We start from the raw sequence: 25,121 nt of genomic DNA, 5'->3' as shown, positions 1-25,121 counted from the left end.
CGGCTCCTTCTAGTCAGCTCTCCTTACTTGAACGACTGTACGGCGCGCCGCGCTTTCCAGGCAAGAGCCCTGACTAGAATCGGCACGTGGACCTCGTACGCGCGACGACCGACGAACGCGTCCTGCGCACGCTCATGGAGCACCGCCGCCTGACCCGCGCCGAGCTGGCCGTGCTGATCGGCATCTCCAAGCCCACGGCGGGCGAGAGCGTGCGCCGCCTCACCGACGCCGGCTTGATCGCGGACACCGGGGAACGCACCGCCGGTGGGCGCGGGCGCGGGCGGGTCGGGTCCTATTACGCGCTCCGGCAGGACGTCGGCACGGCGCTCGCGGTCGGCATCGGCCCGGAAGGCGTCATCGCCGAGGCCGTCGACGCGTACGGCGAGGTGGCCGCCCGCGCCGAGCAGGAGATCAGCAGGCCCGCCCGCCCCGCCCAGGTCGCCGCCGCGGTGCGCACCGTCGCCGCGGACGCCGCCACCCGGGCCCCGGCACCGCCGCGGCTGGCGGTGGTCAGCGCCGCCGACCCCGTCGACCGGGCCACCGGGCGGCTCGTCCAGCTGCCGGACGCGCCGTTCCTCGTGGGCGAGCTCGATCCCGTCACGGTGCTCGCGCCGTACGTGACCGGCCCGGTCGCGGTCGACAACGACGTCAACTGGGCCGCGCAGGCCGAACGCGCCGCGGCGAATCCACCGCTCGCCGACTTCGCCTACCTCTACCTGGGCGAGGGCCTGGGCTGCGCGCTGGTCAGCGACGGCGAGGTGCGCCGCGGCGCCACGGGTCTGGCCGGCGAGATCGCGCACCTGGTCACCACCGGCCCGCAGGGCCGCGCCATGCCGCTGACCGGCGTGTTCGCCGAGCTCGGACTGCACCGGCCCGGCTCGGCCGCCATCGACGTCGACCGCCTGCTGTCCGCCGCCACGGCGTCGCCACCGCTGCGGGAGGCCCTCGGCCGGGCGCTCGGCGGGGTCATCGCTGCCCTGGTCGCGCTGGCCGATCCGGCCGCGGTCGTCGTCGGCGGGCCGTGGGGCGGCAACGAGGCGATCCTCGACGCGGTCCGCGCCGGCTTCGCAGGCGGCCCCCGGAAGGTGGCGATCCGGGCCGCGGCGACGACGGCACTGCCGGCGCTGACGGGCGCGCGCCTGGACGCCGCGAGCCGGCTGCGGGCGGCCATCGTCGCCGCGGCGGGCGCCGCGCATGCCATTCCGTCGTAGCCGCGCGGGTCCTTGACCAGGGCGGCGCACAGGGCTACGGTTCGTTTAAACCAATCAGTTGAAACGAGCACGTCAGATGCCGCTCGACACCCTGTCCAAGGTCTTCTCCGCGCTGGCCGACCCGACCCGCCGCGACATGGTCGCGCGGCTCTCGGTCGCCGACGCCACCGTCAACCAGCTCGCCGAGCCGTACCGGATGAGCCTGCAGGCGGTGTACAAGCATCTCCGGGTGCTCGAGGACGCCGGCGTGGTGCGCCGGCCGCCGGGGCCGCAACCACGCCCGGTGCATCTGGAGACCGCGGCGCTGGACCTGCTCGACGAGTGGATTGAGCGGTACCGCCGCCGGGCCGAGGAGCGGTACCAGCGCCTCGACACGGTCCTGGCGGCGATGACCGAGGACGAGGAGGACCAGCCATGACGAGCATCGAGGCGGACCCCACGCTTCCGGTCATCCGCATCACCCGCGACTTCACGGCCACCCCGGCGCAGTTGCTGCGCGCGCACACCGACCCGGAGCTGTTCGTGCGCTGGGTCGGCCCGGACAGCCTGCGCACGCGCGTCGACCACTGGGACGCCCGTCCCGGCGGCAGCTTCCGCTACGTCTCCGAGCGAGGCGACGAGCAATACGCGTTCCGCGGCTGCTTCCACGACATCCGCGCCGACCGGATCGTGCAGACGTTCACCTACGAGGCCGAGCCCGACGGGGTGGCGCTCGAGACGCTGTGGTTCGAGGACCTGGGCACCGGCCGTACGCGGCTGCGCACCCAATCCCTGCTGGACACCTTCGAGGGCCGCGACGCCTGGCTGAGGAGCGGCATGGAGACCGGGCTCAACGACGGATACACCAAACTCGAAAGGTTGCTCACCCATGGCGCTCTCTGACCTCGGTCCCGCGGACCGGCACCGCCAGATCACCGGTACGTTCACCGACCGGGTCCGGGCCGCGAAGAACTGGGACGCGGACGCACCGGTCGCCGGCTGGAAGGCGCGTGACGTCGTCCGCCACCTCGTCGAGTGGCTGCCCGCGCTGCTCGCCGGCGGCTCCGACGTGCGCCTGCCCGCCGTCCCGGACGTGGACGCCGGCCCGGCCGCCGCCTGGCAGGCGCACTGCGACGTGGTACAGGCCGTGCTGGACGACCCGGCGACCCCGGCCCGCACGCTGTCCAACCCGCACATCGGCGAGCTCCCGCTGGACCAGGCGATCGACCGGTTCTACACCACCGACGTGTTCCTGCACACCTGGGACCTGGCCCGCGCGACCGGCCAGGACGACCGCCTCGACCCCGAGTTCTGCGCGATGCTGCTGGCCGGGATGGAGCCGCTGGACGAGATGTTGCGCGCCTCCGGCCAGTACGGGCCCCGCGTACCCGTCCCGGCGGACGCGGACGCGCAGACCCGGCTGATCGGCTTCATCGGCCGCGACCCGTTCTGGACGGCCGCCTGAGCTCAGCCGGCGTCGTAGACCAGCAAACCCTCGCAGGCCGTCCGCGCTCCCGCCGCCACGCGGTGGGCGCTGAGCGCGCCACGGTGGTCGAGGTGGTCGACGGCCAGCCCGCGGATCAGCACCAGGTGGTCCGACAGCATGCGCCGGTGACAGCGCCACCACAGCGTCTCGCTGCACATCACCGCGGTGCGGACGGTCTCGGCCTCGGCCACCAGCGCGTCGGCCCCCGCCAGGAACTCCGGCGTCCGCATGTACGCCGCGTACCCGCGGAACGCCGGGACCTGCCACCACACGTCCGGCGAGTCAGCCGGTGCGGAACGCCGGCCACCGAGCCGCGGTTCCCAGCGGTAGGAGATCCCGGCCTCGGGCAGCCACCGCTCCAGGGCGTCCCGGCCGACGTGCGGATGCGCCCGGCTGCCGGGAAAGCGGCGGACGTCGACGAGCAGGTGCACGTCCGCGCCGCGCAGCAGCGACGTGAGCTCCTGCTGCCCGGCGGTGCCGTGCCCCACGGTGATCAGACCCGTTCCCACAGGCCCGCATTACCCGGCCGGGCGGAAAAGCCACCCCTGTCAGGTGGCCGGGGCGTTCCAGGTGTCGATGGCCGGAGTGCCGTGGTCGAAGCCGAGCGTGCACAGCGTCGCCGTGTCCAGCTTCAGCAGGCCGCCGCCGCTGGGCGGCAGCCCGATCCACCGGGCGCCCGCGACGCGCAGGCTGTGTCCGTGGGCGATCAGCGCGACGTCGCCGCCGTCCAGCAGCTCGCGGGCCCGGGCGAGCACCCGGTCGAGCCGCTCCCCCACCTGCTCCGGGGACTCGCCGCCGGGGCAGCCGTCGGTCCAGAGCGACCAGCCGGGGCGGGTCTCGCGGATCTCCGGGGTGGTGATGCCCTCGTACTCGCCGTAGTTCCACTCGGCGAGGTCCTCGGTGGTCTCGGTGACCGTCAGCCCGGCGAGCTCGGCGGTGCGCAGGGCCCGCCGGCACGGGCTCGAGATCACGGCGGCGAACGTGCGGCCCTGCAGCCGCTTGCCGGCCTCGCGGGCCTGCTGCCTCCCGGTCGCGGTCAAGTCCAGATCCGTGTACGAGGTGTGCTTGCCGGCCGCACTCCACTCGGTCTGCCCGTGCCGGACCAGCACGATCTCCGCCATGTCTCCCCCTGTCGGTCCCGGTACCAGTACCCCGAAAACGCTCAGTTTCCCGCGAGCAGCTCCTCGAACGACGTCGTCAGCGCGAACGGGTCGGTGACCCGGGCGGGCTCGCGGCGGCCGATCTCGCGGGCGAGTTCCCCGGCGGCGCGGTCGATGCGCGTACGCAGCTCGTCCTCGCCACCCCAGTCCTCGGATGCCGCGAACACCGGCGTCGCGACGGTGGCCGCCCGCAGGTACGCGAACATCGGCCGCATCGCGTGCTCCAGGGCGAGCGAGTGCCGCGCCGTGCCACCGGTCGCGGCGAGCAGCACCGGCTTGTCCCGCAGCGCGTCCTTCTCGACCACGTCGAAGAACGACTTGAACAGCCCGCTGTACGAGGCGTTGAAGATCGGGGACACGGCGATCAGGCCGTCCGCCGCCGCGACCGCGTCCAGCGCCTCGCGGAGCTGCGCCGGCGGGAAGCCGGTGAGCAGGTGGTCCATCAGGTCGTGGGCGACGTCGCGGAGCTCGACGACGCGGACGGCGAGGTCGACGCCGAGCGTGGCGGCCTGCTCCACCGCCGCCGCGGACAGCCGGTCCGCGAGCAGGCGGGTGGAGGAGGGCTGGCTGAGCCCCGCGGTGACGACGACGAGGGTGCGCTCGGTCATGCGACCGGAACCTCCTGCTGGTCGGACGCGGCCGCACGGGCGGCGAGCAGCGAAGCGTGGGTGGGGGCGTCGGGGACGTGTGCCGGCTTGAGCGCCGCGAACTCCTTGCGGAGCACCGGTACGACCTCCTCGCCGAGCAGGTCGAGCTGCTCGAGGACGGTCTTGAGCGGCAGCCCGGCGTGGTCCATCAGGAACAGCTGGCGCTGGTAGTCGCCGACGTACTCGCGGAAGCCGAGCGTACGGTCGATGACCTGCTGCGGGCTGCCGACGGTGAGCGGCGTCTCGCGGGTGAAGTCCTCGAGCGACGGGCCGTGGCCGTAGACCGGCGCGTTGTCGAAGTACGGCCGGAATTCCTTGACCGCGTCCTGGCTGTTGGGGCGGATGAAGACCTGACCGCCGAGGCCGACGATCGCCTGGTCGGCGCCGCCGTGGCCGTAGTGGGCCCAGCGCTCGCGGTAGAGCGCGATCATCCGCTGGGTGTGCGAGGCCGGCCAGAAGATGTGGTTGGCGAAGAAGCCGTCGCCGTAGTACGCGGCCTGCTCGGCGATCTCGGGGCTGCGGATCGAGCCGTGCCAGACGAACGGCGGGATCCCGTCGAGCGGGCGCGGCGTCGAGGTGAACGACTGCAGCGGCGTACGGTACTTGCCCTTCCAGTCGACCACGTGCTCGCGCCACAGCTTGTGCAGCAGCGCGTAGTTCTCGATGGCCAGGGGGATCCCGGCGCGGATGTCCTTGCCGAACCACGGGTACACGGGCCCGGTGTTGCCGCGGCCCATCATGAGGTCGACGCGGCCGTCGGCGAGGTGCTGCAGCATCGCGTAGTCCTCGGCGATCTTCACCGGGTCGTTCGTGGTGATCAGCGTGGTCGAGGTGCTCAGCAGCAGCGTGGACGTCTGCGCGGCGATGTAACCGAGCATCGTCGTGGGCGAGGACGGCACGAACGGCTCGTTGTGGTGCTCGCCGGTGGCGAACACGTCCAGCCCGACCTCCTCGGCCTTCTTGGCGATCGTCACCATCGCCTTGATCCGCTCGTGCTCGGTCGGCGCCCGCCCGGTCGTCGGGTCGGGCGTGACGTCGCCGACGGTGAAGATCCCGAACTGCATGACGTCCTCCAGCTTCCGGTCGGGACCACCGGTCCCGGACTTGCCCCGCACAACCTCTTTGACACCGCAATTATTTCACAGTCAAAGAACGGCTCCCCGGGTGGTCACCCGGGGAGCCGTTTCAGCGGTACGGAGGTCAGCGGCCCTGCAGAGCCTTCACGTTGTCGCCGAAGGTCCAGCCCTTCGAGCCGTCCCAGTTCGCCGACCAGGTCATCAGCCCTTTGAGGTTGCCGCCCAGCCCGTTCCACGCCTGGCTCACCAGCGCCGGGCTCATGTAGCCCCCGCCCGCGCCCTGCTGCGCCGGGAGGCCGGGGACCTGCTTGTCGTACGGCACCCGGATCGTCGTGCCCTGGATGACCAGGCCGTTGTTCAGGCACTGGGTCTGCGTCACGAAGCCCTGGACCGTGCCGGCCGCGTACGAGTCGCCGGCGCAGCCGTACATGCTGCCGTTGTAGTACTGCATGTTCAGCCACCAGAGCCGGCCGTTGTCCGCGTACTTCTTGATGATCGGCAGGTACGCGCCCCAGATCGAGCCGTACGTGACGCTGCCGCCGGTGACGTACGCGGTCTCCGGCGCCATGGTGAGGCCGAAGTTCGAGGGCATCTGCGCGAGCACGCCGTCGATGATGCGGATCAGGTTGGCCTGCGACGCCGACAGCGTGCCGATGCTGCCACTGCCGGAGAGCCCGGTCTCGATGTCGATGTCGATGCCGTCGAAGTTGTACTGCTTCAGGATCGGCACGATGGTCGCCACGAAATGGTCCGCGACGACGCTGGAGCTGAGATCGATGCCGGCCGCCGCGCCGCCGATGGACATGAGCAGCGTCGCGCCGTTCGCCTTGGCCGTACACATCTCGGCGGGCGTGGCGACCTTCACGCCGGCGTCCATGCCGTTCTCCCAGAGCACCGTGCCGTCGGAGCGGATCACCGGGAAGGCGAGGTTGAGCACGTTGTAGCCGTGCTGCTTGAGCCGGGAGTCGGTGACCGGCACCCAGCCGAGGCCGGGGTGCACGCCGTTGCTCGCGCCGTCCCAGTTCTCCCAGTAGCCGACGAGAACCTTGCCCGCCGGCTTCGACTTGACCGCGCAGGTGGTGCTGCCCGGCGGCGGCGTGGTGGGCGGGGTCGTCGGGGGTGTGGTGGGAGGCGTCGTCGGCGGGGTGGTCGGGGGCGTCGTCGGCGGGGTGGTGCCGCCGGTGCAGGCGCCCAGGTCACGCCACAGCGACGGGGTGGCGGCCGGGTTCCAGTCGGCGCCCACGTAGGCGGTGTGGGTGACCAGCGCCGAGTAGAGGTGGCCGCCGTAGGTCACCTGCGTACCCACGGTGTAGGTGTTGCCCTCGGCCCACACCGGCGCGGAGCAGGCGACGGCGGCCGCCCGCATCGGCGCGGCGGACACGGCGGCCAGGCCGTCGGGGGCGGCGATCACCGCCGTCGCCAGGGTCATCGCGGCGCCGGTGACCAGCGCGAGAACGGTCCGTCGTTTGCTCATGGCGACTCCCTGACGCATCGATGACCAGGCAGGTCCCCCACATCTTGACGTTCGTGAACTTGAATATCAAGGGTTGTTAACAGATGGCGCTCAGCGCACCACGACCGCCACGCCGAGACCCAGCGCGACCAGCGCGATCACGGCCAGCACGGCGGCGCTCCACCACCTGGTCGCCGGTACGAGGAACCGCCACGCCACGGCCGGGGCCATCAGCGCCACCACGGTGAGCAGCAGATAGACGACGACCAGCTCGCGCCGCTCGGCCTCGCCCGCCCAGGGATGAATCTGGAGAATCGCGGCGAGGAAGGCGTTGGCCGCACCGAACCAGCAGGCCAGCGTGACGGCCACGGCGGCGGTCACCCGCAGGACGGCACTGAGCCAGTCCCGCCCGCGCATGCTGATCCGGTCGCTCATGGTGACGTCGATTCTCGCCGACGATGACTCGCCTATCGGTCGACTTCGCCGACGAAGGCCAGGACCGCCTCGGCGAGCGCCTCGGGTGCCTCCATCGCGGCATAGTGGCCGACGCCGTCGAGCTGGACCGTACGGACGTCCCCGGAAGCGGCCTGGGTCATGGTCGCAGCCGTGAACGGGCCACCGCCCGCGCCGACCGCCAGGACCGGTACACGTAGCCCGGGGCTCTCGGCGAGCGCTCGGATCTCGGCGCCCTCTCGCAGCATGGAGCGGTACAGGCCGCTCGCGCCCCGCCAGCCGTCCGGGCGGGCGTAGGTGCGGGCGAACTCCTCGAGGTCCGCCTCGGTGATCGCGCCCGGGGTCGCGGTCATGGCGGGGAACGCGTACCGGCCGAGGAATTCGCGTTCGCGGCCGGTCAGGAGCAGCTCGGGAATGCCGGGCGCAGCCAGCACGCCGATGTGCCAGGCGCCGCCGTGGGTGACGTCGGCCAGCGCCTCCAGGCCGAAGCCCGGCAGGCCCATCTCGACGGCGGTGAGGCTCCGGACGTCCTCGGGGTGCGCCGTGGCCAGCCGGAACACCGTGGCCCCGGCGATGTCCTGCCCGGTGAGGTGGACCGGGCCGACACCCAGCAGCCCGATCAGCTGGTGCAGGTCCTCGGCGGCGGTGGCGCTGTCGTGCCCGTCCGTCGCCGCCTGCGAGTCTCCGAAGCCGCGAAGGTCGACGGCGAAGACGCGGTGGCTCTCCGCGAGCAGCGGGATGAGCTTGTGGAACGCCCACCAGGTCTCCGGGAAGCCGTGGATCAGCAGGATCGGCGAGCCGCTATCCCCTGCGGCCACGTAGTGCAGAACCGTGCCGTTCACCTCGGCGGTGTGGTGCGTGATCATGGCACTCTCCAAATAGTCAGCCAGGGTGTCGAATACTAGTCACCCTGGCTGTCGATCGTCCAGCGCGGTGCCGTAGCCTGCCGGTTATGTCCCGCTCCGGAGCCGACCTCGCCCTGCTGCTGCTCGGCGGCTTCCGCACGCTCGTCGACGCCGCGATCGCCGAGCTCGCCCGGCGCGGCTACGAGGACGTCCGGCCGGTCCACGACTTCGCGATGCGGGCCGTCGCCGCCGGCGCCGACAGCGCCTCCGAGCTGGCCCGCCGCCTGTCCATCACCAAGCAGTCCGCGGCGAAGACCATCGCGGTGCTCCAGGACCGCGGGTACGTGTCCCGCGACACCGACCCGGACGACGGCCGCCGCAAACGCCTGCGGGTCACGCCGCTGGGCTTCGAGGTCATGCGGCACGGCGAGGAGATCTTCGACGACCTGCGCCGGCGGTGGGAACGGCAGATCGGCGCGGCCGAGCTCGAGGCGTTCGAACGGCACCTGACGGCGCTGGTGGGGCCGCAGCCGGTCCGCTTCGACACGGCCGGCTACCTCGCCCGGGACCTCGGCGGATCCTCCTGATCCACCGGCCGCGGATCAGGTCGTCGGCACCCGGAACCTCAGCTTGCCGTCCAGCTCGTCCTGCAGCACCCCGCCGTTGTGCTCGATGACCCTGCGGGACGCCACGTTCGCGACGTCGCACGTCACCACGGCCACATCGATCCCGAGGTTGCGCGCGACCGGCAGCGCGGCCGCCAGCATGCGGGTGGCGAGCCCCTTCCGGCGCGCCGACGGCCGTACGTCGTAGCTGATGTGCCCGCCCGCCCGGCGCAGCGCACCGGTGAGGCGGTGCCGGATCGCGAGGCGGCCGGCGTACCCGTCGCCGTCGAGCATCCACAGGTTCGTCACCGGGACGTAGCCCTCGGGCCGGGGCGCGTCCTCGAGCGCCTGGTCGAGCAGCCACCGCACGTACGCGGCGAAGCCCTCCGGCGACTCCCACGAGCCGCGGAACGCCCGGATCTCGCGGCCCAGCTCGGTGCGGTCGGTCGCGCTCCCCCGCCCCTCGGCCGCGAACTCGGCCATCCCGGCCAGGAACGAGACCCGGTGCCGGACGTCGGGGACGGCGAGCTCACCCATGGCGCTCACGCGAGGACGATCGGGTTGGTCAGCGCCGCCATGTGCCCGTCGGCGTGGCGCACCTCGACGCGGACGTACGCGGACTCCTCCGCCGTGGTCTCCCAGCTCACCACGCCCGGCAGCTCGGCCTGATGGACCCGCCCCCGGTCGGTGAGGAGGCGGACAGTGCCGGCGGGCACACCGTCCACCTCGACCCGAGCGACCGCCGTGCGGCCGTCCGTCTTCACCGTCGCTCCGATGTCGCCGGTGCGATCGCCCGCGGTGACCGTGAAGGACAGCTCGATCCCGGGCGACCCGGCGACCCAGCTGCGGCCGGCCCGGATCGCGCCGAGCACCGCCTCCGCGCTCAGCTCTTCGGCCAGCACCACGGTGTGCGGGACGGCGACCTGGCCGCGCAGGTGCGTGTCGCTGTTGCCCATGGCCGGCCGCCAGCCGCCGGTGTGGATGCCGGCTGCGAGGCTGCGGCCCCACTCGGCCACGGCGGCCTCGTTGTCGGCGTTCCACGGCAGGTCCGAGATCCACAGGCCGTTCCAGACCTCGATCACGTCGAAGCCGTCGAGCGGGAACATGAAGGTCCCCGACGGGTACGGGGCGTGCGGATGCGCCACCACGCACACGCCCCCGTGCCGATGGACGGCGCGAACCTGCTCGTCGATGCGGTTGTCGCGGACGCCGTACCGCCAGTCGACGACGTGACCGGGTGGCAGGCCCAGCGCGAGCCAATGACCGGTCGTGGTCGTCGCCTCCTGGCCCGCGATGACCAGCAGGTCGTCACCGGCGAGGGCGGACCAGGCGGCGTACGTGTCCGTGGTGTTGTGCTCAGTCACGGCGACGAAGTCGAGCCCCGCCTCCCGGGCCGCCGCTATCACCTCGGCCGGGGTGAGCTCCCCGCCGTATGACCGCTGCGAGTGGAGGTGACAGTCACCGCGATACCAGCGCATGGGCACGACCGCGATCGTAGCCGTCAGGCGTCCGGGGTGCGGTCCCCCGCCGGTCCGCCCAGATCCGGCCGCCGCGCCCGCGCTGGCCCCGGCCCAGCCCGGGGGCCCACCCCCGGCACGGGCCCGCACCTGGCCCCGCCCTACCCGCTGGATTCAGACGGTCCTCGCAACTCTGCTCGTGAAGGACTACGACGCCGAGCCTGGCGAGTACGGAAGCAGCGCCATCAGCGACGGCCCGCCACAGCTCGCCGGGCGCGCGGATCGCGGCAAATGAGGACGCCGCGGCAGTCCTGGCGGCCAGGGGCGAGATATCGTTTGGTCCCGTGCGCGACGATGTTGCCGAGGACGACGTAGCTTTGCCGCAGGTCTGGGTATTCCATGGCGAGGACGCACGGTTTGCGTCCGGCGTGTTCGAAGACTGCGACACCGCCCTGCAATGGGTCGACCGGCACCGACTGACCGGAATCGTGACCGAATACCCCCTTGGCGTCGGCTGCTACGACCTTGCCCTCGCGCAAGGTGGGTTCCGTCCGACCAAGCCGCACCACGGCACGCCGGTGCACATAGCCGGATTCTCTCCACGCGGCCGGCACATTCATGTGCGAGACGGGCATCCAGTGTGATCCGGCCGTGTCGTTGTTACCGCCCTACCTGCGGCAGATGAGGATGTAGTTGCCTAATGTGCGGTCTGCTGCCGGGCGTGATGAAGGCTCTGCTGGGAAGTTGCCCGATTGGCCCTCGAAAGAGTCGATGAGCACGTCTCATGGAACCTATGGGTTCCGATCCAGATGTTCACCCTCAGAGCACCGCGGCGAACGCCAGCGGTCCCGAACTCGTGTTCGCCTTGACGCGACCGACCGGGACACCCAACGACTCGCTGCTGGAGGCTCTTGACGGAATTCTGTTGTCGTACGGCTACAAGTCGTGGCGCGTCGATCTAAGTGAAATTCTTGCCGATACGCTAGACAGCCAGCAGCGAACGAAAATCAATAGATCGACACAAGAGCGATTAACTGCTCTAATGAACGCCGGGAACCAACTGTGCGCACAACACGGCACTGCCGCCGCGGTCGGGCTCTATGGAATCACGGAGATGCACAAGATTCGCCGTCTGCACAACGGAAATAGGGAAGGCTCGGAGATCTGCGAGATGCCGCGGAATGCTTTCGTTTTTGACTCACTCAAGCGGCCGGCTGAGGTTGAGCAGCTTCGGAAAATATATGGCGACCGATTCATCTTGATCGGCCTACAAGCTTCACGAGAGACGCGAATTGTTAATCTAGCTGACAAAATCGCACCAGAATCACCATCTCTCGATTCCGCGGAGGTAAGAGAAATCGCCGAACAGCTGCTTCGGCGAGATCTCAAAGAATCTGACGACTACGGGCAAAACATCCTCAAGGCGTTTCCCATGTCAGATATCGTAATTGACATCGACAGGGATGTTCATCATCAAACCAAGCGCTTCCTAGACCTTCTGTTCGGACGCCCGGATCCTCCTGCACCTGAAGCTGATGAGTTCGGCATGCAGCTCGCGTCAAGCGCCAGCCTCCGTTCTCCAGAACTTGGACTTCGAGTAGGTGCCGCGCTGCTAAATCGGCAACGAACGATCATCAGCCTTGGCGTCAATGCCCACCCGATGGCGGCAACCACGCCGGCATACGACGCAAGCCTGATAGCAATCAAGAAGCTGATCCTGGCCGTTCTGCGCGATCTTGGCGCTGAGATTCTCAAAAAGAAGATCATGCAGCGACTGCGGACTGATCCGGATCGGCTGGTGAACGATCTCCTCGATGGGACATTGGCCTCGTCGCAGATCAGGGAAATCACGGAGTTTCAGCTTCCCGTACACGCCGAGATGTCTGCGCTACTGGATGCCCTGCGAACAGGCGGCACGATCGAAGGAGCCAAGCTATATGTGACCGCCTATCCATGCCACGGATGCGCCAAGCACCTTTTAGCCCTCGGCATCGATGTTTGTTACCTCGAGCCGTACTCGAAGAGCCGAACAGCCGCCATGTACGGAGTTGCGGGAACTGCCGCATTCTCCCCTTTTACAGGCATTGCACCACGACGGTTCGAGTCTTTGTTCAATGGATCTAAGGACCGAAAAGATGAGTCGGGCATCCGGATCACCTGGGATGCACGTACGCGAAAGATGGCACAACCTCGCGTCAACATGCAATTGACGCAGGATGGGATCGCGCAACGCGAACTCGGCGCCCTCAGTAGAATCGCCACTGACTCAGCGTGAGGGCTCGGACCAGGTTCGTGAGATACGTGCAACATCCGTAGACGTGGAGGCAGGCATGATGCAAGATCGTCCGGTGCGAGTCGCGAACGATGAGGGATACGACATGACGCTTGGTGGAAGCGCGGACTTGGCTACTGCCCGCGCTGACGATCGCAGACGCGCCATCGCCTCCGCCCGGAAGCGTTTCGAGAGGCTTCCGAAGGCTGATCAGGCTTCAGTAATCCAGGGTTTCAACGATGCTGAAGAAGCGGCTCGCGTGATTGTTCGCGGAAACAATTATAACGCAGGAAAGCTTCCTTCCAAATGCTAGTATATTAGGTCGGCCTCGGTTCGGACGCTGCCCAGGAAATATTTCCGTGAGTCGGGGAGATTTTCTCATCGACTGCTTCGTGCAACGCACTGTTTTCGGCAGATCAGGGGTACCGGCTTTCGGAGCCGTTTCGTCATCGCTCGCACAGAGACTGAACAAGCTCTTTTGGATGCGGTTCTGGTGCCCGGTGGGGAAGTCAACAGTGGGCAGCGGGATGCCCACCTTCATCGTCGAGCCTTGCGCGGACAGCGTCTTCTGCGGAAGGCCTGGCATCCTGCACGGCCCCCCAAGAAACATGGTGCGGCGGAACGATCCATCCCAGTTCAATCATTGCCGACGCAGCATCCTCGAACGATCTAGCGATCGCGACCCCGGCCGAGTCGAAAACGCCCTCACCATCGGTTAGCCATTTGCATTGCTTGGATACAATGCGCGCCAACTCGGCTGGATCGCGCTTGAATCGGACAGTGGTATATCCGCACTGAACTTCAGCGAGAGGGCCGAGCTTGGGGATATTCACGGATTGGTCCCTTTCTCCAGGCTGCTCCTTCGGGATCGAATGTAGGCGACCTCTCATCGGCAGAAGCGGATACCTGATCAAGCAGCGTCGCTGGGCAATAGGGGGAACCGCTGCAACGGTCTCCCAGCCGCGGACGTTGCGAGGACGGTTGTTGAGTTCGGCGGCCACGGCGGTCAAGTCTTCGTCGGTATGCACGCTGAGGTTGCTGCCTTTGGGGAAGTACCAGCGCGGATGGCTGTTCGTGTTCTCATTGGAACCTAGCCCGGGGTCACGCCTGGCCTCGAACTCGGCGCGGCCGCGAGGGCGGCTTTCATGGCGGGCGAGGGGTAGACGCTGGACTCCCGGAAACCGCCGAGCCAGGCCGTCAACCGTTCCGCCTCCGCCTCGAGCAGGCGCCTCCTCGCGGCCGGCACGTCCTCTGGCAGCCGGACCCGCACGACCCCGGCCGTGTCCTACACCCACAACCCCACCACGCGCCCGTCGGCCCAGGCCGTTGTGCCGGCGTTGCCGCGGCGATCGAAGATGTGGTCGCGGTGCGCGCCGAGGTTGAAGCCGCGGAGGTCGTCACCTTCACGTCGATCATCGGCACGGCCCGGCGGACATTCTGCGCCGGGCGGCCCTCCGGCGCGTCCGCAAGCGCCGCCAGGACCTCGGCGCGGGCCCGGTCGAGCCGGTTCTGACCGTCCGCGGCGAGGCCTGACGCGATCACGTCCCGGGTCGTGCGGGTACGCTCGGTGGCCGCGACCCGGGCCGAGGCGCTGGGCCACACCGCCGGCAGCAGATCCGTCGGGAAGACGAGCAGCGTACGAGCTGTTTGACGAGGCTGCGGTCGTCGTACAGGGCGCGGTCGACGTCGGCGGGAGTGATCGCCTCGCCGCGCGCCCAGCAGGACAGATAGACGGTCGCCGGCTCGGTGGCGTGGAGGACGGTCATCGCGCGCGTGGAGGCCTCCGCCGATCCGACGCGGAACGCGGGAGCCAGGACGTGCCGGGCGGCGGGGCGCTCGTCGTCGGACACGTGACGCTTCGGCACCGGGGTCACCGCCAGCGGACCTGGAGCGGGAGGCCCACGAACGCCGCATACGGCTGGAGGGCCTCCTCCGCGCGCCCGCGAGCCGGCTTTTCCAGCGTCACCAGCGGGAAGACCTCCACGGTCACCGCCTTGGCGGTCAGCGTGCGCTTCCACGTCGCCACCGTGCGCCCGTTGTGGACGACGGTCGCCTGGAAGACGCCGTTGCCGCCCGGGACGACCGCGCTGAAGTGCTCGGGGTCGAGCAGGAGGCCGCGGTCCTTGTAGCCCAGCATGTACTCGTCGAAGCCGGGCAGCGCCCACCACGCGTCGAGGGTGGTGGCGGTGTCGAGGGCCGCGGCACCGGCGATCATCTCGGTGCCGTCCACGCGGACGGTGGTGAGCGCGTCGCCCGCGCCGGCGATGCCCGCCTTCGTGTCGGTCAAAGTCAGGCCGGTCCAGCGGGCGAAGTCCTGCTTCGTGGCGGGGCCGTGGCTGCGGAAGTAGCGCAGCGCGATGGTGGCCAGGGCCTCCTCGCGCGACGGCCGGCGCGGCTCGGGCACCCACTCGTCGAGCAGCACGAACGTCTGCTCCTTGCCGACGTGCGGGGCGATGCAGGTGACGCCGCGCTGGCTCGCGTACCAGAGGAGGTGGTAGCCCATCTGCCCGCTCAGCTCGACGCCGCCCTCGGCGAGCGCGGCCAGGCACTCGGCGCGGGTGAGCCGGCGCCCGCCGGCGAGGGCCCCGGCGAGGACCTCGACGCCGCGGTCGGCGGTCTTCTCGGCCAGGCCGATGGTCTCCCGCCGCTTCGCCGCGCCGGCCAGGGCGCGCACGCCCATGAGGTCGAGCATCCAGTGCGTGTCGGCGGGCGGGACGAGGTGCACGGTACCGCGCATCGGCCAGGTGCGGATCGCCTCGCGGCGCTCCAGGGCCTCGGTGACGGCGGCCGCGGTCGAGCCGGGCAGCCGCACGCCGAGCGACCACAGGCCGCTGGCCATGTCCTGCGCCTGCATCGCGCCGAACCACTCCACGATGCCGGCCACCGTGCCGGGTCGCTCGCCGGCGGACAGCAGGAGGCTGCGCATCCGCAGCGCCCGGGCTTGCTCAGTCGTCAGGTCCACGGCCTGAGCGTAGGGCGACCCCCTGACAAAAAGGGCCGCCCCACGCTCACTGTCAGCGGCCGCGCTGGTGGCGGTACCGCGCGATCAACGCGTCGGTGGACGAGTCGTTCGACGCCTCCGGCGTCGACGCGCCGGTGAGCAGCGGCGCCAGCTGGTTGGCCATGACCTTGCCGAGCTCCACGCCCCACTGGTCGAACGAGTTGATCTCCCAGATCGTGCCCTGGGTGAACGTGATGTGCTCGTACAGGGCGATGAGCTGGCCCAGCACCGACGGGGTGAGCTTCTCGGCCAGGATGGTCGTCGTCGGGTGGTTGCCCGGCATGACCTTGTGCGGCACGATCTCCGCCGCGACGCCCTCGGCCTCGATCTGCTCGGCCGTGCGCCCGAACGCCAGAGCGCCGGTCTGCGCGAAGAAGTTCGACATGAACAGGTCGTGCATCTCGCCGGTGTCGTGGTTCGGCACGCTGAAGCCGATGAAGTCCGCCGGGATCAGCTTCGTGCCCTGGTGGATCAGCTGGTAGAAGGCGTGCTGGCCGTTGGTGCCCGGCTCGCCCCAGAAGACCTCGCCGGTCTGGTACTCCACCGAGCTGCCGTCGAGGCGGACGTGCTTGCCGTTGCTCTCCATCGTGAGCTGCTGCAGGTACGCCGCGAAGCGGTGCAGATACTGCGAGTACGGCAGCACCGCGTGCGACTGCGCGCCGAGGAACGTGTCGTACCAGACGTTGAGCAGGCCCATCAGCGCCGGCACGTTGCGCTCCAGCGGCGTGGTGCGGAAGTGCTCGTCCACGGCGTGGTAGCCGGCGAGCATCTCGGCGAACTGCTCCTTGCCGATGGCGATCATCACCGAGAGGCCGACCGCGGAGGGCAGCGAGTAGCGCCCGCCGACCCAGTCCCAGAAGCCGAACATGTTCTCGGTGTCGATGCCGAAGTCCGCCACCCGCTGGGCGTTGGTGCTGACGGCGACGAAGTGCTTGGCGACCGCCGAGGCGTCCCCGCCGAGGCCGGCGAGCAGCCAGTTGCGCGCCTCCGTGGCGTTGGTCAGCGTCTCCTGGGTGCCGAAGGTCTTCGACACCACCACGAACAGCGTGCTGGCCGGGTCGAGGTCGCGGGTCTTCTCGTGCAGGTCCGTCGGGTCGATGTTGGAGACGAAGCGGCACTCGAGGCCGGGGTCGGCGTACGCCTTGAGGGCCTCGTACGCCATGACCGGCCCGAGGTCCGACCCGCCGATGCCGATGTTGACGACGGTCCTGATCCGCTCGCCCGTGGCGCCCTTCCACTCGCCGGAGCGCACCCGGTCGGTGAAGGCGCCCATCCGGTCGAGGACCTCGTGGACGTCGTGCACGACGTCCTGGCCGTCGACGACGAGCGAGGCGTCGAGCGGCAGCCGCAGCGCGGTGTGCAGCACCGCGCGGTCCTCGGTGAGGTTGATGTGCTCGCCGGAGAACATCGCCGTGATGCGCCCGCGCAGGTCCGCCCGCTCGGCGAGGGCCACGAGCGCGCCGATCACCTCGTCGGTGACCAGGTTCTTGCTGTAGTCGACGTACAGGTCGGCGACCTGGGCGGTGAGCCGCTCGCCGCGCCGCGGGTCGCTGTCGAACAGCTCGCGCAGGTGCACGCTGGAGAACTTCTCGGCGTGGCCCTGCAACGCCTGCCATTCGGCGCTGTCGGAAACGTGTTCGCTCATTGCTGTTGACTCCCGCCTGAACCGAACTATCGGTGCCATCGTGGCACGGATCCCCTCGCCTCGGCGCGGATCCCCGCGCCGCGATTCAGTGCCCGTGTTTGATAGAGCTATGCGTGCCTTCGTCATCACGGCTCCGGGTACCGCCGCGGTTGAGGACGTCCCCGAACCGGCGGCCGGGCCGGGTGAGGTCGTGGTCACGGTCGAGCGGGCCGGCGTGTGCGGGACGGACGCCGAGTTCTTCTCCGGTCACATGACGTACCTGCACAGCGGGCAGGCGGCGTACCCGGTGCGGATCGGGCACGAGTGGTGCGGCAGGGTGACCGCCGTGGGCCGCGGCGTGGATCCGGGCTGGGCGGGGCGGCGGGTGACCGGGGACACCATGCTGGGCTGCGGGCGATGCGAGCGGTGCCTCGGCGGCCGGCAGCACCTGTGCGCCGACCGGTACGAGATCGGGATCCGCAACGGCTGGCCGGGGGCGCTCGCGGAGCGGCTGCCCGTACCCGTCAAGGCCCTCGTGCCGTTGCCCGACGCGGTCGACGCGACGCTGGGTGCGCTGGTGGAGCCGGGAGCCAACGCGCTGCGGGCGGTCCGGGCGGCGGCGGTCGAGCCCGGGCGGCGCGTGCTGGTCATCGGGCCGGGCACGATCGGGCTGCTCGCCGCGGCCATCGCCGGCGCGGCGGACGCGGAGGTGCACGTGCTGGGCGAGACCCGCGGGCCGGGGGTGTGGACCGAGCACGATCTGCCGGACCTGCGCTGGGACGCCGTCATCGACGCGTCCACGGGCACCGGCGTGCCGGCCCGCGCGGTCGAGCTGGTCGAGCCCGGCGGCCGGGTGGTCTTCATCGGGCTCGCGGCCCGGCCCAGCGAGGTCGACACCCGGCGGCTGGTGCTCAAGGACGTGACGGCCACGGGCGTGCTCAGCGGCTCAGGCGGCCTCGCGGGCACCGTGGAGCTGTACGCCTCCGGCCGGGTCGACCCCCGGCCGCTGGTGGCCGCGACGGTCGGCCTCGACGAGGCGGCCGCGGTCCTGGCCGGGGAGCGCCGCCCGGGCTGGGGCACCGGCCCCAAAATCCACATCGATCCCGGGGTCAGGAGCCGTCACGCAGGTCGCTGAGGCGGACGCGGTCGAAGCGGACGCCGGTGAACGTCACCGTGCAGCCGTCGCCGGTCGGTGACTGCGCCTCGAACCCGATCCGGTGTCCGCTCACCGCCTCGCCCAGGGTGAAGACGCGCACCAGTGTCCACGCCGAGCCGTCCACCGAGGCGTGGTAGGCGTACGCGTGGCCGATCCGGCTGACCCGCAGCCACACCGAACGCTCCGGGACCACGAAGGCGTTCGCGTCGTCGGACGTCCCGCGGGTCACGACGGAGACGACCATGGGCTCGCCCGCCGGGGAGAACTCGAAGCAGAACTTGCCCCAATGCTGGTCGTCCTCCCACAGCAGCAGCACCCCGGCGTCGTACTGCGACCGGAAGTCCACGCTCACCCGGGCGCTGAGGCGGAAGTCGCCGGCCGGCGGGACGCCGAGCAGGGTCGCGGCGTTGAGCAGCGATTCCGCGTCCGCGGCGCCCGCACCACCGGGGTTGATGTACAGGTCCGTGCGCGCGGGAGCGTCGGCCACCAGCCCTTCACCCCGCGCGTCGCGCCGCCACACCCCCGGCTGGGACGCGGTGAGCCCGAACGGGATCCCGGGTACCTCGAGAACCTCAGCCGCCATGTCGCATCCTTTCCGCGATCTCCCGGACCCGGGCCGGGGTGATACCCGTACGCTGCTCCACGGCCAGCGGGTGATCGGTGGGTTCCAGCTCCACCCACGGCCGCTCCCCGACCGGGCGGGTGTGCAGCCGCGTCTTGAGGTTCAGCGTCGGCGGGTCGTACGGCAGCTGGGTGGACAGCCAGCCGAACGACGGCGCACGGCTCTCCCGGCCGGGCCGGTCCCACGCCGCCACGATGTCCCGGAAGCTCTCCTCGCTCTGCGACACCCACACCGACCAGGCGAACGTGTCGTCCGCGCCGGTCACCGGGATCTCGATCAGCCCGCGGACGAAGAAGCCCTGGCCCCGGATCACGCAGATCTCGCCCTCGAGCACGTTGTCCGGGTCCGCCGCGAGCTCCGCCGACCAGTACGCGGGCGCGGGCGGCCCGTACGACATCGGCGGCCCCGGGTGGAGTTCGGCACATCGTCCACAGGTGAAGCTGCCCTCGTCCGCCATCCTGCCCTCGTTCGACATCCGCGGGAGCCTAGCTCACCGGCCGGCCGTGAGGGCGGCGCGCAGGGGCGCGGGGAGCCCGTCGGCCAGCACGCGGCCCGCGTCCGCCGGTGGCAGCGGGCGGGACAGCCGGTAGCCCTGGGCGAAGTCGCAGCCCAGGTCCTGCAGGGTGGCCAGCTGCACGTCGTCCTCGATGCCCTCGGCGACCGTGGCCATGCCCAGGTCCCGGCCCAGGCGCACGATCGCCGCGGCGAGGGCCTCGTCCTCGCGCTCGCCGCCGAGGCGGTCCACGAAGGACCGGTCGATCTTCAGGATGTCCAGCGGGTACCGGCGCAGGTACGCCAGCGACGAGTAGCCCGTACCGAAGTCGTCCATGGCGAGGCTGACCCCGAGCGCCTTGAGCCGGTGCAGGTGGGTGAGGTTCTCGTCGGTGTCGGTGAGCAGCACGCTCTCGGTCATCTCCAGGCACAGGCTGCCGGCGGGCAGGCCGGTCTCCGCCAGCACCTGCGCCACGGTCGCGGCGAGGTCGGTGTCGAACTGCCGTACGGAGACGTTGACGGCCATCTTGAGCGCCCGGGTGCGGCCCGCGCCCCAGGCGACCGCCTGCCGGCACGCCTCGGCGAGCACCCAGCGGCCGAGCGGGGCGATGAGCCCGGTGGCCTCGGCGATCCCGATGAAGTCGAGCGGCGGCACCGTCCCGCGCTCCGGGTGCTGCCAGCGGACGAGCGCCTCGAAGCCGGTGATCACGCCGGTGCGCAGGTCGACCGTCGGCTGGTAGTGCAGCGTCAGCTCGTCGCGGTCGAGGGCCCGGCGCAGGTCGGCCTCGAGGTGGAGGCGCTCGACCAGGCCGGACAGCATCGCCGGGTCGTAGCGGGTCACCCGGTCGCCGCCCGCCGACTTCGCCCGGTACATGGCCAGGTCCGCGTTGCGCAGGAGCTGGTCGGCGTCGTCGGCGTCGACGGCCGCGGCGAGCCCGATGCTGGCCGCGACGGTGCGTTCGTGCTCGCCCAGCACGAACGGCGGGGTGAGCGCGACGGCGATCCGGCGCGCGACCGTCTCGGCGTCGGCGCGGGCGGTGGGCGAGGTCACGAGCACGCTGAACTCGTCACCGCCGAGCCGGGCGACCAGGTCCTCCTCCCGGACGGCGGCGCGCAGCCGCTCGGCGACCTGCCGGAGCAGGAGGTCGCCGGCGGCGTGGCCGAGGCTGTCGTTGACGCCTTTGAAGCCGTCGAGGTCCAGCAGCAGGACGGCGGCGTGGTCGGCGCCACGCCCCCGGTCGAGGGCCTCGGCGGCGCGCTCGCGGAACAGGGCGCGGGCGGGCAGCCCGGTGAGCCGGTCGTGGTACGCCTCGTGCACGATCCGGTCCTGCAGTTCCCGGGCGTCGTGGACGTCACGGGTGTTGAGCACGAAGCCACGGACGGCCGGGTCGTCCCGCAGGTTCGTCACGGTCATCTCGGCCAGCCGGACCCGGCCGTCGCGGTGGCGCACCGGCACCTCGATCACCGTGGCGGTACGCGGCTCCGCGCCGGACTGTTCGATCGCGGCGGCGATGCACGGGCCCGCCTCCGCCCCGGAGATGTGGACGAGGCGGTGACCGAGCAGCGCGTGGGCGGGCCAGCCGAAGACCCGTTCGACGGAATCGCTCTGGTAGCGGATCGTGGAGTCCGGCTCGATGACGGCGACCGAGTCGGAGCTGTGCCGCACGAGCGCCCGGAACCGCTGCTCGCTGGCCCGCAGCTCGGCGGTCCGGGCGCCGACACGCGACTCGAGGCGCCGGGAGAGGTGCCGGTTCTCCCGCAGCGTGAGCAGCTGGCGGACTACGGCCAGCACGATGAGCGCCGACCGGCAGCCGCCGATGAAGGGGTCCACCTGCCCGCTGACGGCGAAGTCGGCGACGCTGCCGGCGAGGGCGGCGAGCACGGCCGCGTACGGCAGGAGCGTCAGTGGCCGTTCGCCGATCCGGCCCGCCGGGGTGCGGCCCCTGCGCCGGGTGCCGTCCGGCCGGACCGCGGCCAGCAGGATCAGGCCGAAGCCGAGGAACCATCCGGTGTCGAGCACGCCGCCGGAGGCGTACGTCCCGCGCAGCGACACGTAGGCGTACACGCTGTCGGTGAGGCCGATGAGGACGGCGGCCGCGCCGATGAGCCGCAGGGTCCGGACGTGCGGGCTCCCGCGGGTCAGCCCGGCGCGCAGGGACAGCACGACGGTGACGAGCACGACATCGCCGAGCGGGTACGCCAGCAGCACGCCGAAGCCGCCCGTGCCGTGCCCCGCGCTCTCCGCGGCCGGCCGGAGCACCAGCATCCAGCTGATCAGCAGCAGCGAGCAGCCGATCAGCAGCCCGTCGACCACCCCGCGGGCCCGATACGCGGCACTGCGGCGGCCGCCCGGGATCAGCAGCAGGCCACCGGCCATCAGCGGCACCATCGCGAGGTATCCGGCGTCGGGCAGGCCGGGGAACGGGACGGGCTCGGCGCGTACGGTCTGGATCCAGGTCCAGACCCACTCGCCGGACGCGTACGCCAGCGATCCGAGGCCGACCCCCGCCCAGGCCGCGCCCGCGCGCCCCCGCACCCGGACGCCCCGGACGAGACACGCGACGCCGGCCGCGGTCGCCGCGACGGCGGTGGCCACGTTCGAGACGGCCTGGGTCAGCCCGGAGCCGCCCGGCCCCGCCGCGGTGCAGGCGGCGAAGGCGGCGGCGAGCAGAGCGACGAGCACGGTCGCGGCGTCGGGTCGGCGGGCGCCGGCCATCGCACCCCCCTCCCGCTCGTCGGTCCTCGGTCAGGGACATCGGGCGGGCGGGCGGCGACCTGAGAGGTTCAGCGGCCGAGTGTCGCTGCTGAGATCTCCCAGAGCCGCTGCGCGGCCTGCTCGTCGAGGGCGTACGCGGCCACGCCGGTCGACGTCCCGCTGCGGTGCGGCCCGGCCTCGTTGCAGTCCTCGAAGTACCGTCCCCCGACGCCCTCGAGCAGCGGCGAGGTGGCGAGCAGCACGGACGTGGCCGCGCCCTGCTGCACGGTCTTCCAGGGAGCCACGCCCGGGGTCGCGCGGCGCAGCGCCTCGATCTCGGCCTGGTCCACGTGGCGCTGCAGGTTGGTACGGATGCTGCCGGGGTGCAGCGCGTTGGCGTACACGCCGTCGCCGGCCCAGCGGCGGGTCGCCTCCACGGCGAACAGCACGTTGGCGGTCTTGCTCTGCCCGTACGCGGCCCACGGCTCGTACGACCGCCGGTGGAAGTGGATGTCGTCGAAGTCGATGCCGGAACGCCGGTGGGCGCCGGAGCTGACCGACACGATGCGGGCGCCACCGGCGGCGCGCAGCGCGGGCAGCAGCCGGTTCGCCAGGTGGAAGTGCCCGAGGTGGTTGGTGGCGAACTGCAGTTCCCAGCCCTGCGGGGTACGGGTCAGCGGGGTGGCCATCACCCCGGCGTTGCCGACGAGCAGGTGCAGCGGCCCGGTCCAGGCGTCGGCGAAGGCCGCGACGGAGGCGGGGTCGGCGAGCTCGAGCGGCGCGACCAGAACCTGCTTGGTGCCGGTGCTGCCGGTGATGTCCTCGGCGGCGCGTTCCCCGGCCGCGGTGTCCCGGACGGCGAGGGTCACCTCGGCGCCGGCCCCGGCCAGGGCGCGGGCGGTCTCGACGCCGATGCCGGAGGCACCGCCGGTGACGACCGCCCGGCGGCCGGTGAGGTCGATGCCGGCGACGACCTCGGCGGCGGTGGTGGTGGCGCCGAACGACGTGGTGATGCGCGGTGCGGTCATGGGGGTCCGATCTGGGTAACGTGGTAACGGAGGTCCCTCCGGTACGCCTCGAGCGTAAGCGGAGGTACCTCCGAATAGCAATGTGCGACGCTGTCGCCCGCGACACGGCACCGCCACGACGGCGAAGGAGACCCGAGCCCATGAGCACCCGCCCGCTGCGCGCCGACGCCCGGCGCAACCGCGACCGGCTGCTCGAGGTGGCTGTGCGCGCCCTCGCCGCCGACGGGCCCGGCGTGGCCCTGGAGACCATCGCCCGCCAGGCCGGCGTCGGCATCGGCACCCTGTACCGGCACTTCCCCACCCGGGAGGCGCTCGTGGAGGCCGCGTACCGCAGCGAGCTGGACCGGCTGTGCGCCTCCGCGCCGGAACTCCTGCGCACCCACGAGCCCGACGTGGCCCTGCGCGCGTGGATGGACCACTTCGTCGACTACATGACCGCCAAGCGCGGCATGTCCGAGGCGCTGCGGATGGTCATCGCCTCCGGCGGCGACCCGTACGCCCACAGCCGCGAGCGCCTCTTCGAGGCCGTGACGACGCTGACGGCTGCGGGCGCCAGGGCCGGCACCCTCCGTGACGACGTGCCCGCCATCGACGTGCTGACCGGGCTGAGCGGGGTGACGCTCGCGGCGGGCACCCCGGAACGGCGTGACCAAGCGGGACGGCTTCTCGACCTGCTCCTGGAGGGTCTGCGTACCCGGCGGTGACGCCCGCACCAGGTGACCCGCCGGTAACTCGCTCGGTCATCGATCGCTGCCCCTACGGGCACGCTCGGTGCCGCTGTCGATCGGCCCGCCGCCAGGGCGCGTATCCGAGGTCGTTGCCACTCAGACCTCAGGGGGAAGACCATGCGCACGCTCAAGAGGAAGATCGTCGTCGCCGCGGCCGCCGCCGTGGTGACCGCGGGCATCTCCGCCGTCACGTACAACGCGTCCGCGGCCGAGGCGCCGTCGATCCAGCCGCCGGCCGGGTTGTCGCTGCTCGGCATGTTCGTCGTCGGTGACGGGACGCAGACGTACACCTGCGCGGGCGGCAAGTTCGCCGACCCGTCGGTGCCGGAGGCCCGGCTGTACGACGGCGCCAACCGCAAGATCCACCACTTCGGCGGGCCCAGCTGGCAGTCCGAGGCCGACGGCTCGCTGGTCACCGCCGCGAAGGTGTACGCCTCGCCGGTGCCGGGTGCGATCCCCGAGCTGCTGCTCGAGGTGAAGAGCCACTCCGGTCAGGGCATGCTCAGCACGGTCACGCACATCCAGCGGATGAACACGTGGGGCGGCGTGGCCCCGGCGACGGCGTGCACCGACGGGGAGAAGGTCAGCGTGCCCTACAAGGCCAACTACCTCTTCTGGGGCAACTGAGCACCTCGCGGGCGACGGCGGCGGCCAGCCGGTCGCCGTCGGCCACCGCCTTGCGGTAGTGCCCCCCGGATGCGTGCCTCCTGCAGCTCCGCCGGGTCCGGACACGGCACGAGCCGCCCGGCAGGCCCGCCGGGCGGCTCGTGAGTCCACTGTGACCTCAGCGCAGGGTCACGTCGAAGATCTTGTCAGCAGCGAGCGAACGGAACGCCGCGAGGTTGGCCTTCGTGCTGTCGATGCTGATGTCGCGGTCGCCCTGGTCGTCGTGCGAGGTGTCGAAGTACACGATCGCCTTGATGTTCGGACGCTTGGCCAGCTCCGGCAGCACGCTCTTGAACCCGGCAGTCTTGTCCGTCACCTTGCCGACCCGGTGGTACACGCCCCACTCAGCAACCATCAACGGCTTGGCCGGGTGCTTGGTCGTCGCCCAGTCATAGAAGTTCATCCCGTTGGCCGGCTTGCGGTCGAGCAGGTCAGCGAACATCCCGTAGTGGTAATAGCCCTTCT

At 71.1% G+C, this 25,121-nt stretch carries 26 protein-coding genes and 2 pseudogenes; 10 read left to right on the top strand and 18 right to left on the bottom strand.

Features of this window, described 5'->3' with window-relative positions:
- The first annotated feature begins 86 nt into the window (after positions 1 to 86).
- From IT780_RS00135 to IT780_RS00120, 4 genes are all read left to right on the top strand, one after another.
- Entirely contained in the window at positions 87 to 1,211 is a 1,125-nt protein-coding gene (locus tag IT780_RS00135) for an ROK family transcriptional regulator (RefSeq protein WP_307830970.1), read from the top strand.
- A 76-nt stretch (positions 1,212 to 1,287) separates the two neighbouring features.
- The gene (locus tag IT780_RS00130; RefSeq protein WP_199509256.1) at positions 1,288 to 1,629 is read left to right on the top strand and encodes an ArsR/SmtB family transcription factor; all 342 of its coding nucleotides are present in this window, start codon (positions 1,288 to 1,290) and stop codon (positions 1,627 to 1,629) included.
- On the top strand, positions 1,626 to 2,093 hold the full coding sequence (locus IT780_RS00125) for an SRPBCC domain-containing protein (RefSeq protein ID WP_199509254.1): 468 nt from the start codon (positions 1,626 to 1,628) through the stop codon (positions 2,091 to 2,093). The genes IT780_RS00130 and IT780_RS00125 overlap by 4 nt, the downstream gene beginning before the upstream one ends.
- Entirely contained in the window at positions 2,080 to 2,655 is a 576-nt protein-coding gene (locus tag IT780_RS00120; RefSeq protein WP_199509248.1) for a TIGR03086 family metal-binding protein, read from the top strand. Before IT780_RS00125 ends, IT780_RS00120 begins: the two co-directional genes overlap by 14 nt.
- A gap of 2 nt (positions 2,656 to 2,657) precedes the next feature.
- Here the strand turns inward: IT780_RS00120 and IT780_RS00115 are convergent, their stop codons facing one another.
- From IT780_RS00115 to IT780_RS00085, 7 genes are all read right to left on the bottom strand, one after another.
- Positions 2,658 to 3,185: a DUF488 domain-containing protein gene (locus IT780_RS00115; RefSeq protein ID WP_199509246.1), complete on the bottom strand. Its 528-nt coding sequence runs from the start codon at positions 3,183 to 3,185 to the stop codon at positions 2,658 to 2,660.
- Positions 3,186 to 3,224: 39 nt separating this feature from the next.
- Positions 3,225 to 3,797, bottom strand: a complete 573-nt coding sequence (locus tag IT780_RS00110) for a histidine phosphatase family protein (protein ID WP_199509244.1) — start codon at positions 3,795 to 3,797, stop codon at positions 3,225 to 3,227.
- Positions 3,798 to 3,838: 41 nt separating this feature from the next.
- Positions 3,839 to 4,444 carry an FMN reductase gene (locus tag IT780_RS00105; protein ID WP_199509243.1) on the bottom strand — a complete coding sequence of 202 codons (606 nt, stop codon included), beginning with the start codon at positions 4,442 to 4,444 and terminating at the stop codon, positions 3,839 to 3,841.
- On the bottom strand, positions 4,441 to 5,547 hold the full coding sequence (locus tag IT780_RS00100; RefSeq protein WP_199509241.1) for an LLM class flavin-dependent oxidoreductase: 1,107 nt from the start codon (positions 5,545 to 5,547) through the stop codon (positions 4,441 to 4,443). The genes IT780_RS00105 and IT780_RS00100 overlap by 4 nt, the downstream gene beginning before the upstream one ends.
- A gap of 136 nt (positions 5,548 to 5,683) precedes the next feature.
- Entirely contained in the window at positions 5,684 to 7,033 is a 1,350-nt protein-coding gene (locus IT780_RS00095) for a carbohydrate-binding protein (RefSeq protein ID WP_199509239.1), read from the bottom strand.
- Between the two features lie 90 nt (positions 7,034 to 7,123).
- Positions 7,124 to 7,447, bottom strand: coding sequence for a hypothetical protein (locus IT780_RS00090; protein WP_199509237.1), 324 nt, complete (start codon positions 7,445 to 7,447; stop codon positions 7,124 to 7,126).
- Between the two features lie 32 nt (positions 7,448 to 7,479).
- The gene (locus tag IT780_RS00085; protein ID WP_199509235.1) at positions 7,480 to 8,331 is read right to left on the bottom strand and encodes an alpha/beta fold hydrolase; all 852 of its coding nucleotides are present in this window, start codon (positions 8,329 to 8,331) and stop codon (positions 7,480 to 7,482) included.
- A gap of 86 nt (positions 8,332 to 8,417) precedes the next feature.
- Between IT780_RS00085 and IT780_RS00080 the strand changes: the two genes are divergently transcribed.
- Positions 8,418 to 8,897 (top strand): MarR family winged helix-turn-helix transcriptional regulator, encoded by a 480-nt coding sequence (locus IT780_RS00080; RefSeq protein ID WP_199509233.1) that lies wholly within the window; start codon positions 8,418 to 8,420, stop codon positions 8,895 to 8,897.
- Positions 8,898 to 8,912: 15 nt separating this feature from the next.
- On the opposite strand, the gene IT780_RS00075 is transcribed toward IT780_RS00080, so the two are convergent.
- Positions 8,913 to 9,452, bottom strand: coding sequence for a GNAT family N-acetyltransferase (locus IT780_RS00075; protein ID WP_199510005.1), 540 nt, complete (start codon positions 9,450 to 9,452; stop codon positions 8,913 to 8,915).
- A 5-nt stretch (positions 9,453 to 9,457) separates the two neighbouring features.
- On the bottom strand, positions 9,458 to 10,393 hold the full coding sequence (locus tag IT780_RS00070; protein WP_199510004.1) for a CehA/McbA family metallohydrolase: 936 nt from the start codon (positions 10,391 to 10,393) through the stop codon (positions 9,458 to 9,460).
- A 323-nt stretch (positions 10,394 to 10,716) separates the two neighbouring features.
- Here IT780_RS00070 and IT780_RS00065 point away from each other — a divergent pair, with 323 nt between their 5' ends.
- Together IT780_RS00065 and IT780_RS00060 are read left to right on the top strand one after the other, a co-directional pair.
- The gene (locus IT780_RS00065) at positions 10,717 to 11,016 is read left to right on the top strand and encodes a DUF7710 domain-containing protein (RefSeq protein WP_199509232.1); all 300 of its coding nucleotides are present in this window, start codon (positions 10,717 to 10,719) and stop codon (positions 11,014 to 11,016) included.
- Positions 11,017 to 11,165: 149 nt separating this feature from the next.
- Entirely contained in the window at positions 11,166 to 12,647 is a 1,482-nt protein-coding gene (locus IT780_RS00060) for a hypothetical protein (RefSeq protein WP_199509230.1), read from the top strand.
- 506 nt (positions 12,648 to 13,153) lie between these two features.
- Here IT780_RS00060 and IT780_RS00055 read toward each other — a convergent pair.
- The 4 genes and pseudogenes from IT780_RS00055 to pgi form a co-directional block, all read right to left on the bottom strand.
- Complete coding sequence (locus IT780_RS00055; protein ID WP_199509229.1) at positions 13,154 to 13,477, bottom strand: hypothetical protein; 324 nt, start codon at positions 13,475 to 13,477, stop codon at positions 13,154 to 13,156.
- Between the two features lie 111 nt (positions 13,478 to 13,588).
- A pseudogene (locus IT780_RS41445) lies at positions 13,589 to 13,735 on the bottom strand (IS30 family transposase); the annotation flags it as partial.
- A 779-nt stretch (positions 13,736 to 14,514) separates the two neighbouring features.
- Positions 14,515 to 15,606 (bottom strand): winged helix DNA-binding domain-containing protein, encoded by a 1,092-nt coding sequence (locus IT780_RS00050; RefSeq protein ID WP_307830969.1) that lies wholly within the window; start codon positions 15,604 to 15,606, stop codon positions 14,515 to 14,517.
- Between the two features lie 52 nt (positions 15,607 to 15,658).
- Positions 15,659 to 17,290: a glucose-6-phosphate isomerase gene (pgi, locus tag IT780_RS00045; protein WP_199509227.1), complete on the bottom strand. Its 1,632-nt coding sequence runs from the start codon at positions 17,288 to 17,290 to the stop codon at positions 15,659 to 15,661.
- A 109-nt stretch (positions 17,291 to 17,399) separates the two neighbouring features.
- Between pgi and IT780_RS00040 the strand changes: the two genes are divergently transcribed.
- Entirely contained in the window at positions 17,400 to 18,404 is a 1,005-nt protein-coding gene (locus IT780_RS00040) for a zinc-dependent alcohol dehydrogenase (protein WP_199509225.1), read from the top strand.
- Here IT780_RS00040 and IT780_RS00035 read toward each other — a convergent pair.
- The 4 genes from IT780_RS00035 to IT780_RS00020 form a co-directional block, all read right to left on the bottom strand.
- Positions 18,379 to 19,008, bottom strand: a complete 630-nt coding sequence (locus IT780_RS00035; protein ID WP_199509223.1) for a DUF1349 domain-containing protein — start codon at positions 19,006 to 19,008, stop codon at positions 18,379 to 18,381. The genes IT780_RS00040 and IT780_RS00035 overlap by 26 nt on opposite strands.
- On the bottom strand, positions 18,998 to 19,522 hold the full coding sequence (locus IT780_RS00030; protein ID WP_233412024.1) for a DUF2199 domain-containing protein: 525 nt from the start codon (positions 19,520 to 19,522) through the stop codon (positions 18,998 to 19,000). The genes IT780_RS00035 and IT780_RS00030 overlap by 11 nt, the downstream gene beginning before the upstream one ends.
- Positions 19,523 to 19,537: 15 nt before the next feature.
- Positions 19,538 to 22,255, bottom strand: coding sequence for a putative bifunctional diguanylate cyclase/phosphodiesterase (locus IT780_RS00025; protein WP_199509222.1), 2,718 nt, complete (start codon positions 22,253 to 22,255; stop codon positions 19,538 to 19,540).
- A gap of 68 nt (positions 22,256 to 22,323) precedes the next feature.
- Complete coding sequence (locus IT780_RS00020) at positions 22,324 to 23,262, bottom strand: SDR family NAD(P)-dependent oxidoreductase (RefSeq protein ID WP_199509220.1); 939 nt, start codon at positions 23,260 to 23,262, stop codon at positions 22,324 to 22,326.
- Positions 23,263 to 23,402: 140 nt separating this feature from the next.
- Between IT780_RS00020 and IT780_RS00015 the strand changes: the two genes are divergently transcribed.
- Both IT780_RS00015 and IT780_RS00010 read left to right on the top strand, forming a co-directional pair.
- Complete coding sequence (locus tag IT780_RS00015) at positions 23,403 to 23,966, top strand: TetR/AcrR family transcriptional regulator (protein ID WP_199509218.1); 564 nt, start codon at positions 23,403 to 23,405, stop codon at positions 23,964 to 23,966.
- Positions 23,967 to 24,107: 141 nt separating this feature from the next.
- Positions 24,108 to 24,617 (top strand): DUF3455 domain-containing protein, encoded by a 510-nt coding sequence (locus tag IT780_RS00010; protein WP_199509216.1) that lies wholly within the window; start codon positions 24,108 to 24,110, stop codon positions 24,615 to 24,617.
- Between the two features lie 157 nt (positions 24,618 to 24,774).
- Here the strand turns inward: IT780_RS00010 and IT780_RS00005 are convergent.
- A pseudogene (locus IT780_RS00005) lies at positions 24,775 to 25,121 on the bottom strand (CBM96 family carbohydrate-binding protein); the annotation flags it as partial.

It is taken from the genome of Nucisporomicrobium flavum, from assembly GCF_016464385.1.
Classification (GTDB): Bacteria; Actinomycetota; Actinomycetes; order Mycobacteriales; family Micromonosporaceae; genus Actinoplanes; species Actinoplanes flavus_A.
Note: the sequence above shows the minus strand (reverse complement) of the source record. Positions and strands in the feature narration are given on the sequence as shown.